At 41.7% G+C, this 11515-nt stretch carries 8 protein-coding genes and 1 pseudogene; 2 read left to right on the forward strand and 7 right to left on the reverse strand.

Annotated features, from left to right (window positions below; genetic code table 11):
- The 3 genes and pseudogenes from ACM0OY_RS37575 to ACM0OY_RS37585 all read right to left on the reverse strand — a co-directional run.
- Positions 1–647: pseudogene (locus ACM0OY_RS37575) on the reverse strand (hypothetical protein); the annotation flags it as partial.
- Positions 648–746: 99 nt separating this feature from the next.
- Positions 747–4370: a response regulator gene (locus tag ACM0OY_RS37580; RefSeq protein ID WP_414573804.1), complete on the reverse strand. Its 3624-nt coding sequence runs from the start codon at positions 4368–4370 to the stop codon at positions 747–749.
- Positions 4367–4513, reverse strand: a complete 147-nt coding sequence (locus ACM0OY_RS37585) for a hypothetical protein (RefSeq protein ID WP_414573805.1) — start codon at positions 4511–4513, stop codon at positions 4367–4369. The genes ACM0OY_RS37580 and ACM0OY_RS37585 overlap by 4 nt, the downstream gene beginning before the upstream one ends.
- Positions 4514–5591: 1078 nt before the next feature.
- On the opposite strand from ACM0OY_RS37585, the gene ACM0OY_RS37590 reads away from it, so the two are divergent.
- A complete protein-coding gene (locus tag ACM0OY_RS37590; RefSeq protein WP_414573806.1) occupies positions 5592–6224 on the forward strand; it encodes an N-acetyltransferase family protein in 633 nt (210 codons plus the stop codon).
- A gap of 735 nt (positions 6225–6959) precedes the next feature.
- On the forward strand, positions 6960–7514 hold the full coding sequence (locus ACM0OY_RS37595) for a hypothetical protein (RefSeq protein ID WP_414573807.1): 555 nt from the start codon (positions 6960–6962) through the stop codon (positions 7512–7514).
- Between the two features lie 4 nt (positions 7515–7518).
- On the opposite strand, the gene ACM0OY_RS37600 is transcribed toward ACM0OY_RS37595, so the two are convergent.
- The 4 genes from ACM0OY_RS37600 to ACM0OY_RS37615 all read right to left on the reverse strand — a co-directional run bounded on the left by ACM0OY_RS37600 (position 7519) and on the right by ACM0OY_RS37615 (position 11173).
- The gene (locus ACM0OY_RS37600) at positions 7519–8667 is read right to left on the reverse strand and encodes a histidinol-phosphate transaminase (RefSeq protein WP_414573808.1); all 1149 of its coding nucleotides are present in this window, start codon (positions 8665–8667) and stop codon (positions 7519–7521) included.
- Positions 8668–8836: 169 nt separating this feature from the next.
- Positions 8837–9499 carry a YqiA/YcfP family alpha/beta fold hydrolase gene (locus tag ACM0OY_RS37605; protein WP_414573809.1) on the reverse strand — a complete coding sequence of 221 codons (663 nt, stop codon included), beginning with the start codon at positions 9497–9499 and terminating at the stop codon, positions 8837–8839.
- A gap of 90 nt (positions 9500–9589) precedes the next feature.
- Positions 9590–10966: a glutathione-disulfide reductase gene (gene gor / locus ACM0OY_RS37610; RefSeq protein WP_414573810.1), complete on the reverse strand. Its 1377-nt coding sequence runs from the start codon at positions 10964–10966 to the stop codon at positions 9590–9592.
- An 81-nt stretch (positions 10967–11047) separates the two neighbouring features.
- Positions 11048–11173, reverse strand: coding sequence for a hypothetical protein (locus ACM0OY_RS37615; RefSeq protein WP_414573811.1), 126 nt, complete (start codon positions 11171–11173; stop codon positions 11048–11050).
- Positions 11174–11515: the final 342 nt, after the last annotated feature.

The raw sequence follows: 11515 nt of genomic DNA on the forward strand, positions 1-11515 counted from the left end.
GGAGTTGGTGAAGTTTGTGGGCTAGGAGTTGGTGTAGTTCCCTTCGGTGGAGTTGGTGAAATTTGTGGGCTAGGAGTTGGTGTAGTGCCCTTCGGTGGAGTTGGGGGAATACCTGTTGGTAGTGGTGTTCCCTTTCCGAATTTTAAATCTTGACGGTGGTTCCAAGGAAGATTACCCACTGGAATTTTAGGTCTAGGTGTCGCCGTGGGTCTAGGTATCGACTTGGAAACTTTTTGTTGCCGAAAGCGTTGACTATTAGTTTGAGAGGTGTCAGTTTTTCTCTTTGGCTCAAGATTATCAGCGGAATTTCTTGCAGCAGAATCTTGCTTTTTTGACGTAGTTCTTGCTGCTACAGACTTTTGAGTTGAAGATAATCGCTTTGGTGAAACTGTTTTAACTGCTGATTGTGATTTGCTTGTTGATTTTGTTGCAGGAGCAATGTTTATCAATTCAATCGGTATAGCCGATTGACTTTCCTGAGGGAACCACAGACTAAACGTATTTGATGAGCGCATCAACAACCAGAACACCAGCAAGTGCAGAGACACTGAACCGATAGCCACAGAAATCCACAAACCTGGTGGATCAATGTGCCGCCTCCAGACTTTGGCTGGAATTGGAATTTTGTCTGCAACCGATGGTTCCATATTGTATTTGAAACTGGTTCTGATTAGGCACTTTTACTAATTGGTATGCTTTAACCAGTTATCAGTGTTCACTCCTTGATTTAAAGTCCAGTCTAAATTTTAGCGATTAACCATTACTTCTGGTTTAACAGCGAAGGTCAGAACTGTTTCATCTACTCCTTTAAGTTCTAGCGGACTACCCTTAGTAATTTCTTCTTCTTGCAAATAATCTGCCACGGCAGCAGAAACCAAGATAGTACCGGGAACAGCAGCAGATTGCAACCTAGCAGCAATATTCACACTTGGACCAATAGCAGTATAGTCAGCACGTTCAGCGCTGCCAAACATCCCCACAACCGCTGTACCTTGGTGAATACCACAGCGAAACTGGACGCCAGTTTGTCTGTCACCATCAAAGACACCTTGTTCTCGCCAACGCTGGTTTAATTGATCCAGAGAGCGGTGCATTGCTCTTGCTGTATTTATGGCACGACGCACCTGTTCGTTAGGAGTTAGTTCTTCCGGCGCTCCGTATAAAGCTAAGATAGCGTCTCCCATAAATTTATCTACAGTGCCACCATTAGCAAATACAACCTTGGTCATAGCTTCTAAATATTCATTGAGCAACTCTGCTACTCGCCGAGATCTGAGGGTGTTTGCTAGCTGTGTAAAACCCACGATATCACTAAACAAAACTGTAATTAAACGTGGTTCTGGGCGCAAATCTAGCGCCAAATCTCCGGCGGCAGCTTTTTGCACCAAAACAGCCGGCAAAAAGCGTTTGAGTACCGATTCTGTGAGATATGTATTTAACTCCAAGATTCGTCTTTCATTTTCTTTCAACGCTAAAAGATTGCGAACTTCTGCTAAAAGTTCCCGGTCATTAAATGGTTTTGCTAAATAAGCATCAGCGCCATGTTCTGTACCTTCAATGCGAGTTTCTTCGTCAACTTTGGCTGTGAGCAAAATGATTGGTATTCCTTTTAGCTTCTCCTCGCTGCGGATCATCTGAATCATTTCAAGTCCGCTGACCAAGGGCATCATTAAGTCAGTAAGAATTAAGCTAGGTATAATTTCCTTAGCTATGCGATACCCCTCGTAACCATTACGAGATGCCTGTACTTGATAGCCATTGCGACGCAGTATATCAGATACGTAACTTCGCAAATCGGGGTTATCGTCTACAACTAAAATACAGTGCCCAGTACCTAGTAATGAATCCTGAGTCTCAGAAGTGGGTGATAAGTTTTTTGTAATATTTTCAATATTATCTGGTGTTTGATCTACCAATTCCAAATCAGCTAATTCTACACTAGCGCGGCTTGTGTTTACTTCCACAGGAGTTTCCAGCACTTGCTGTGTAGGTAAGTGAGCAGTACCAGTAACCAGCGATAATGTAAAGGTAGTACCTTCACCATAAACTGATTCCACACTGACTTGACCGCTATGTAATTCTACTAATTCTTTAACTAAAGCCAAACCCAAACCACTGCCTTCATAGGAACGGTTTGCTGAACCTTCAGCTTGGCGGAAGCGCTCAAATAAATGGGGAATTTGTTCTTTAACAATGCCAATTCCAGTATCTTCTATTTCCAAGATGCAACGATCGCCTTCAGATTTTAATCTGACGTTGATTGTCCCAGCTTCGGGAGTAAACTTCATGGCATTTGATAGGAGGTTGTAAACGACCTTATCAAATTTTTCCATATCCAAGTAAACTGTAGGACATTCATCTAACTGGGTGGTCAGATGCAGCCCCTTTTTCTCGCAGTATGGGCGAAAAGACTCAACAATTTGGCTGACACATTCCACTAAATCGCAGGGGCGGAAGCTAGGCTGCATTCTTCCTGCATCCAAGCGTTGTAAATCCAGCAGTTGATTTACCAGTCGCAGCAGACGACGTGAGTTACGTAGGGCGATGGTACTTTGGGAATAAGATAATCCCTCACCAGCCCCCACTGCCGACTCTAAAGGCCCCTGAATTAAGGTGATGGGAGTACGAAACTCATGGGAGATATTTTGAAAAAATTCTGTTTTTTGTTTGTCTAATTCCAGTAAGCGTTCAGCTTGTTGGCGAGTTTTTTCATATAGACGTGATTGCTGCACAGCGATCGCAGCCTGAGCTGCTACTGCTTTAGCTAGATCGATATCAGATGCTAACCACTTACGTATTTTATTACTTTGGCATAAAGTAATACTACCTATACATTTACCATCAGCTAATAATGGCACGACCATTAGCGATCGCGCTGGCATTTTCAAAGACAAATCAAAACGCTGTATTTCTCTCAGAGAATGCTTTACATCACCAATTACTACTGGTTCATGTGTCTGTAAAATCTCTTGTAAAATTGGATTCTCTTGTATAGAGGTTTGAGAATTAAGTAATTCGTGAGTTAATAAGTGATTATTATTACTTTTATTGTGGTCTGGGGCTAGCGATGGCTGCGGTGGGCTGTGCCTACGGAAATTTTCCGTATGTTGAAAACTGTCATACAAGCCCACAGACTGGACAAACTCATCTTCCTCCGTCCACAGAGATAAGACACAGCCATCAACTTGTAAAGCTTGTCCCAGTTGCTGTGTAATAGCTGCAAAAATATCTTCAGGGTCTAGGCTAGAGCGAATGGCGCTAGTAATCGTATTAATCAAACTCTCTCGCTTAGCTAGGGCACGTACTTGTTCGTAAGCATAAGCTTGAGACAAAGCTAAAGCTGCCTGATCCGCTACCATCAACACCAGCTGCACTTCATCGTCCCCCCAGAAGCGAGGCAAAGAACACTGGTGCAGTGCCAGGACTGCCATCAGTTCCTGTTGACAGATTAGTGGGACAACTAAACTAGAGCAAATGTTAGCGGCAGCAAAAGCTTCTCCACGTTGATGCAGCTCGGGAGTATGACCCTGAATCCGCTCATCATCTATCACATCATGAATCACCTGGACTTCGCGGGTTTCCCACACGGTGTGAGCCAGTAAGGAGGAAGGGGAGATGGGGAGAGGGGGAGCAAGAGGAAAATCGATCTCCGCGTTCTGGTGTCCTCCGAAGTTCAATTCGCTCTTAACGTTAGGGAAGCCGGCTGCGCTATCGCTAGCCCCGACTTCTCTGTATGTCTGTGTGTCCTCATCTCCTTTTTCTTCCAGAGGCTTTTGATAGATAAATCCTTTATCTGCCAACTGCTCATCTTGGAAGGGACGCAACAGACAGACATCCACCTCTAGCATCTGACCCACTGAATCTACAATTGCCTGGAGAATTTGTCGATAGTCTAATGCGCTGCGAATCGTATTTGTCACCGTATTCAACAGCGATTCTCGCCTGAGTGTACGGGTAAGTTCGCGGGTGCGAGCTTTGAGAACATTGTGGGTATCTAAAGCTTGGCGTACAACTCCTTTAAGTTCCTCTGCTTCCCACGGTTTGGTGACATATTTAAAAACCTTACCAGCGTTGATTGCTTCCACCAGGTCTTCGACATCGGTGTAGCCAGTTAAAATAATCCGGATAATATCTGGGTATTGAGTTGCTGTCAGGCTCAAAAATTCTGTACCGCTCATCATCGGCATCCGCTGGTCAGAGATGATCACCGCGACCTCTCCCTCTTGAGCCAGCAAATCGAGTGCCGCAGGACCAGAGGTTGCTCTTAGCACCTTATAGTCCCGATAGAAAGTGCGGTAGAGCAAATCAAGGTTGTCTGGTTCATCATCAACAACCAAAATTTTAGGCTTACTGTTTGCTTGGGATTTCATGCACCGCTTTCCTGCTGCAACGGCAGTCGGATAAAGAATAATCTGATGGGGTAAGGATTTTTCTGAGTCAGGTAAGAGCAGAGCATTTCGACCAATAACGCTGTTTGGCTACATGACTGCTGAGTGTGGGAGCGTTTACTCACAGTGATTTATCTCAATGGCTGATATCGATTACCGTTTGCTCTAGTACAGAGTAATTGATTTTATAGTCTGTTTTAGTGTTACAGAGTCTATACTTGCTTGCCAAATTTTCTTTCACCTCCAGTGGGCAATCTCTGATACTACATGCAGCACAGCTAGCTGAAAAATCCAGATGAAGCTGCATATTAAGTTTTCCCCGCACAGAAGTTGTACTAACACTTGCAGGTAAATTTTATTTATGGTAGTCATGGTAGAGCCAATAATATTAAAACAATAAGATTTAAAGCCAAAGTATACTATTAGACAAATGCCTCTTTCAAATTTAGCAATCAGAACTATCATTAAGACAAGTGCTGGTGGTTAAGAAGTTGGGAATTAGGGATTTGCAAACAAACAGAGGGATATTGGGTACTGGGTACTGGGGATTGTGTGCTCGGGTAAGGAGACACGGGGACACTGTGATATGCACAGAAGCCGAGATGAGTCTTTCCTGAGATACAAAACTTCTCCTAAGGAAGAGCTAGCAGGTAGCAAGTTTCTAAAGGGTACGGAGGGCACGGAGATAGTATTTGCTCGTTTCTTTGCATCTTCTTGATATCCCTTGTCTCCCGATCTTCCCCAGTCTCCAGCGATGCACTACGCTGCCCTGAGCGAACGCGAGTACGTCTGGTAGAGAAGAGAGAAGACAAGTGTACCTAGTTGCTTTTTCATACTTGAATGATGTACTTAATTAAAAATTTTGTAACCACTGCCTAGAGACAAGCTATGCTGTTCTTCTGTCTATTTACACAACCCTCTAGCTTTTTACAGATGGCTTTGCGATCGACAGACTAATCTCTTCCCTACCAAATCAGGAATGTACCTAAATTCATTGAAATTAAGATTTTAAATCTACGACACTGTAACTCGTAAGACGCTTTCAACAATGCGAGCGATAAAACTTTAACCATTTTTTACACTTTGTTGAATCCATAACCAAACATGAATTAGCAGTCTCAAGTTAGTTCAATTTCCAGGGAAACTAACCCTTAAGTCATTATTGACTTTAAATACTGTTTTAAAATTTTTGAAAAATTTTCTTTGAATAAAATCAATACTAAAGTAGCCTTGAAATATCGGTTTTTTCACCCTTACCACCAACAGCCAATCGATCCACCTCCTCGCCATTTCCAAATTCGTATGGCTACACCTGCTGATTTAGTTAGTGTTGCCCAAATTATTGCTGAAAGCTTTCACTCTCAAAAAGGTATGTGGGGCTGGACTTTTCCATTGTTACGTCTGGGCATTTACGAAGACTTAAGACATCGGATGGTATCACCTGCGCCTCGTCATGTTTGTTTAGTTGCTCTTGATTATAGTACTGGTGCTGCTACTAACTTAGTGGGTACTGTAGAACTGGGTGTGCGTTACAGCGATTCGTGGAGTCAGGTAGGCTTGGGTTTTCCTTACTTATCCAATTTAGCAGTTCATCCAAATTACCGTAGGCATGGTGTGGCATCAGGGTTATTGAATAGCTGTGAAAAAATCTCTCAGGAATGGGGATTTAAAGACTTATATCTCCACGTTCTGGAAAATAACCACCAAGCAAGACAGCTTTATTTCAAGCTGGGATATCGGGTGCATAAAGTTGAATCGAATTGGAATACATTTTTGCTCAGACGTTCGAGCCAGATGTTATTGCACAAAGAGCTAAGTGCTGACTCAATTATCTAAATCTTCTTTTAGCATCTATAAATTTTAATCTTGCGATCGCTTTAGAATAAACTGTGTTAGAGGTTGTTTAGAAAGTCGTTTTAAATACTAAAGCAAAAGTATTGGCACTTTTCAAATATCCTCTGACCAAATATCGGCAACTAAATATAAATTAACTTGATAAAAAATATCCAAAAATCGGCGATATATCGCTCAAAAGCTAAATAAAAACTAAAAATCTGAATTTCTAAATGACTTTTTTAAATTAATATACAACTTTTGACAATTATTTCAAAAATATTTTTATTGAGAGTTTTATTAAAATAAAAAATAGGAATTTTAGCAAAACTATACTTTTATCTAAGTAGATCAATTCATAAAAATTTACATTTTGTACTTTTTGATTTTAATTAATAAAATTTTAAAAATTTTTCTGGTAAAAAATATAGATTATAATAGGGATGTCTGTAGATCTGAATCCTAAAAAACTCTCAATTCCTCATAATAACTTTGTAATTAAGATATTCATCTTTATAAAAACTTTAAAAAAACACTATTATAATTTGGAGACAAATCTACTTATATCTCATAAAATATAATAACTCAATTAGCGAACAATACCTATTTATTCCTATCTTAGATAAGTTGACCATGAGACTGTTGATGATAAAAGAAATGAAAAATTTCATTTGATATAACAGCTAATTACTTGTTGAAGTGCATACTACTACCAAATTCTTTGAAATTTTAAAAAACATGGATAGCGAACAGCATCGCCGCTATCAGCCCGCTATGCTATCAACCTATTACCCCGAAACTAGTTTCCCAGACTATCTTGTCATGCCAGATGGAACTGAGCAACCGCAAGGCTCGGACATCCTTACACGTTTGCACAGTGGAGAAGTTTTCATCGTCAATAGTCGCAGGCGAAACGGATTAATACTGTTTAAACGTTATCATGCGGAGTTTGCCGGTCCTGGGGCTGCTGTGGGTGGGGACTACGATTTTGATTGCCAAGGGGCACTGCCAATAGGTAATCTGTCTTTGTTAACTCCGGAATCTAATGAAGAACGCCAGAAAGCGTACTTGATTAGGCGACAGTGGATTCGATTGATCAAACAAATTACAGAAAATCCTGTGCCTGGGCAGCGAGTCCAAAAAATTCTCGATCAATTTGAACAATATTTTCCACCGGAAATAGTGTCTCTTCTTCCGGATGTAGCCTTTGCTCTTTTAGTAGGTGTACTGCCACAAACAGTGGGAATAGTACGCCGTTTGGGCAGTGAAGAGGACAGTAGGTTTACTGAGTGAATTGTTAAGATTCCAAATTTGCTAAAGCGGCTTGTACTCGATTAATAGTACGGGCATTTTCCTCGGTCGTCCCGACAGTAATTCTTAATCCGCCGCTAATATGTCGTACAAGAGTGCCGAGTGTCTTAAGTTTGTGATGCAAATTTTTTAAAGTAGCGTCTTGTGAGTGTGAACTATTTGGTTTGAGACGCAGGTAAATAAAGTTGGCAGTACTCGCTGTAATTTGTAGTTCTGGTTGTTCGGATAAAGCTTGAATCAGTTTGGCTCGTTCAGTTAATATTTGCCCAATTGACTCAAGTAAGAGTGTACGATTTTGTAAAGCGATTAATGCTGCCGCTATGGAAAAACTGGGAAGATTGTAGGGTAAGCGGATTTTTTCTAAAATGGCGATCGCTTCTGGATGACCAACACAATAGCCAACGCGAAGCGATGCCAATCGAAAAGCTTTAGAAAAAGTGCGTAAAATCACCCAATTAAGGCGCTGTGGTAATTCACCAACTAGACTAGTTTGGCTAAATTCAAAGTAGGCTTCATCAATCACTACCAAAATATGCTGCGGCAAACTCTTTAACCATAGTAACTCTGCCGCAGTTAAACTGTTCGCAGTTGGGGAATTGGGATGCACTACGAAAACTACCCGAATGGGAGGGTTTTGAGTTTGTTCGATGGCAGACTGAGCAGCTTTTAAGTCAATTTCAAAATTTGTTTCATTTCTACCCACCGCCACTACAGGAATGCCCAAAGTTTGTGCCAAAATTCCGTACATTGAGAAAGTGGGATTGGCAACAAGAATTGAACCTGCGCCTCCTAGACAAGTAGCGATTAATAAAGAACGGATTAGTTCATCTGAACCATTGCCCACAGAAATGTTACTAGCAGTAAACAAAGATGATGAAAGGGCAGCTGACTCATTAACATACTCAGCGATCGCACTTTTTAGTGTCTCATGTCCGCCATCAGGATAACGATTTGTTTCAATTTCTTGCTGATATGCCCAGGCTAGCTTTTCTTTTAACTGAGGTGGTAAATCATAAGGGCTTTCATTTGTATCGAGGCGATCTAACTGCGTTGGAACTGATGCTGCTGTATCGCTGCTAGGGTGGGGTTTGTAGGCTGTAAATTGTGCTAAATCTGGTCGGATGAAGGGAAGCATATCGATTTTAGATTTTGGATTTTGGATTTTAAATCAATACTGTTCATAAAAGTCTTAATCTCACCTAATCGTTGTTGACGGCAGGTGAGTATAGCCTCTTTGACCCTACGAGTTAAGTAGTACTTACTGAAAAATATTAGGTTACGTGTAAGTTTTATATTTTACAACTTCAAGGTAACTGGCAGAAGAGGCGAATTGCTTGCCAAATTTCTTTCATCACATTACCCAAAGCGTGGTCACTGTCAAGTTCTACTAACTCCACCCAAGGATGCGATACCTCCGGTGGGCTTCGCCAACGCCTAAAGTCACGACTAGCTTCAATGGGGATGACTTCATCATTCTTTCCATGCAAAATTAGCGTCGGAATGGGACGTTGCAAAAGTTCTTCTTGGTATTGTGCTGCATCTGTAACGAAATTGTAATTTAAAGGAAGCGGGCGCCCTTCCTCATAGTGGTACACCATAAGATATTTTTCTTGCTGCCAACGCTGTATTTCCTCATCTGTTAATTTTGGTAACCAATGGGATAAAAAACCAAAAGCTGGTGCTAATAAGACTAAGTGTTGTATTTGTAAATGTTGCTGTGCTAAGTGGATAGCAGTCAAACCACCCAAACTTGAGCCAATGAGCGTTACTGGTGTAGAATCCTTGGGTAATTCTGCCGCAACTTGAGTAATTTGACGGGTGATTGTCAACTGGGAAAAATCCCCAGCATTCAAATCGGGAATTTTCAGTTCTGTATTAATTTCGGTAAAGCGATCGCTTATGTACCGCGCTTTAGCAGATTTCGGACTGGAAGCAAAACCGTGTAAATAGATATACTGGGTGGGCATTCAAGTTTTACCATCAGGGTTGTCATTGGTCATCGATCATTTACCAAAGACAAAGGACTAATGACTAATGACTAATGACTAATGACCTAGTTATCGCATTGTGACAAATTCTTCAGCCACTGAGGGATGTATGGCAACAGTGGCGTCAAAGTCTTTTTTGGTTGCGCCCATGTTCACAGCGATCGCCACACCTTGAATGATCTCAGCAGCATTTTCACCGACCATGTGAGCGCCTAGCACTTTATCAGTGTTGCTATCAATTACTAATTTCATCATTGTCTTTTCTTGCTTACCAGTCAAACTGTGGTACATGGGGCGGAAACGAGCGCGATAAATTTTGACGGCCTCACCGAGTTTTTCTCTAGCTTCAGCTTCTGTCCAGCCTACTGTTGAGGCTTCCGGGGTAGAAAATACCGCTGTGGGCACATTTTGGTGATTGAAGGCGCGGCGGCTATTGCCGAATTCGCTCTCAGCAAAGGCGCGACCTTCACCAACTGCTACGGGAGTTAAATTAATTCGGTCGGTGACATCGCCAACAGCAAAGATATTTGGTTGACTAGTTTGGCTATATTCATTGACTGCGATCGCATTTGTGCTGCTGTATCCTGGTCCTTCTATAGAACTAGGGACAACATTAACCCCAGCATTTTCTAAACCTAGTCCATCTACATTTGGAGTCCGACCAGTGGCTATTAAAAACACATCAGCAATTACTGGTTCTTGATCTTCCCCTGATAAAGTCAGTTTCACCCCTTCTGGCACGCGTTCAACTGTTTTTACCACATTATTGTTAATCAGCCGAATTCCGTGCTGCTTCATACCTTCTTGAATATCTGTGCGGATATCCTCATCAAACCCCTTCAAAATCTTGTCACCTCTAGTAATTTGTGTGACTTCAGAACCCAAACCGCGCATAATACAGGCGAATTCTGTGCCAATATAACCAGCACCAATAATGACTATGTGTTTTGGTTGTTCTTTGAGATGAAAGATTTCGTTAGAAGTAATGCCATGTTCCATTCCTGGTAAATCAGGTTTGATGGGACGGCCACCAACAGCAATTAAAATTTTGTCTGCTGTAATTTTGCGTCCATCAAGTTCTACTGTGTGGGGGTCTACCAATGTGGCGCGACCGGGAATTAGTTCTACTCCGGCTTTTTCTAAAAGGCTGATATGTACTTGGGACAGTCGGCGAACTTCTTTATCTATGGATGTAATAAAATGTTCCCAGTCCAATTCGGCATTACCGACTTTCCAACCATAGCCTGCGGCGTCAGTGAAGAGTGCAGGAAAGTGAGAGCCATAAACCATGAGTTTTTTCGGAACACAACCGCGAATTACACAAGTTCCGCCAACTAAATCATATTCGGCGATCGCCACTTTTGCTCCGAAGCTAGCCGCCCGTTTGGAAGCCGCCAAACCACCAGAACCCGCACCAATGACAAACAGGTCGTAATCAAAAGCCATAAATTTTTATATCTCTCTAGCAACAAGTTAGTTCTTGAGAACTTACACAAAGAATGTGATTGAACTATATAAGGATATCCGCTAAGCCGTGTTTAAGTCTTGCCCTTGATTTAATCTAGCGTTAGCAGATACTCTGCGATCGTAGGGAATATTACTTTTTTGCTGTGGTGTCCTTTGTAGAGAGGTTTTGGTTTGTATGGGACTCACCTGAAAACCGCTATAAATCTATAGTACTAGGTTCGAGAAATTAATATTTCCACGGCTTGAAACCGTGGAAATATTAATTTCATCCAGGCAACTTGTTTAGATATTTGTCCTGTCTAGATATGCGTTAACTTTGTCCACAAGCTTAGATTAACTCTGACTTGTGCGCTTTTTGCTTCAAGCACTGTAATTAAATGATGAGATATTATACTACAGATATTTATAGTAATATTACGTAGTTTCTGGAACATCTGGGTCATTTGGTGTACCTCCACCGGGGTTTTCATTATCTGTACCTCCACCGGGGTTTTCATTACCTGTACCTCCACCGGGGTTTTCATTACC

The sequence above is a fragment of the Nostoc sp. CCY 9925 genome (assembly GCF_963920935.1).
Taxonomy (GTDB): domain Bacteria; phylum Cyanobacteriota; class Cyanobacteriia; order Cyanobacteriales; family Nostocaceae; genus Nostoc.

Bases quoted from the DNA above. Each gene is read 5' to 3' on its own strand.
- ACM0OY_RS37580 (WP_414573804.1), bottom strand. From the start codon at position 4,370: ATGAAATCCCAAGCAAACAGTAAGCCTAAAATTTTGGTTGTTGATGAT.
- ACM0OY_RS37595 (WP_414573807.1), top strand. From the start codon at position 6,960: ATGGATAGCGAACAGCATCGCCGCTATCAGCCCGCTATGCTATCAACC.
- ACM0OY_RS37600 (WP_414573808.1), bottom strand. From the start codon at position 8,667: ATGCTTCCCTTCATCCGACCAGATTTAGCACAATTTACAGCCTACAAA.
- ACM0OY_RS37605 (WP_414573809.1), bottom strand. From the start codon at position 9,499: ATGCCCACCCAGTATATCTATTTACACGGTTTTGCTTCCAGTCCGAAA.
- gor (WP_414573810.1), bottom strand. From the start codon at position 10,966: ATGGCTTTTGATTACGACCTGTTTGTCATTGGTGCGGGTTCTGGTGGT.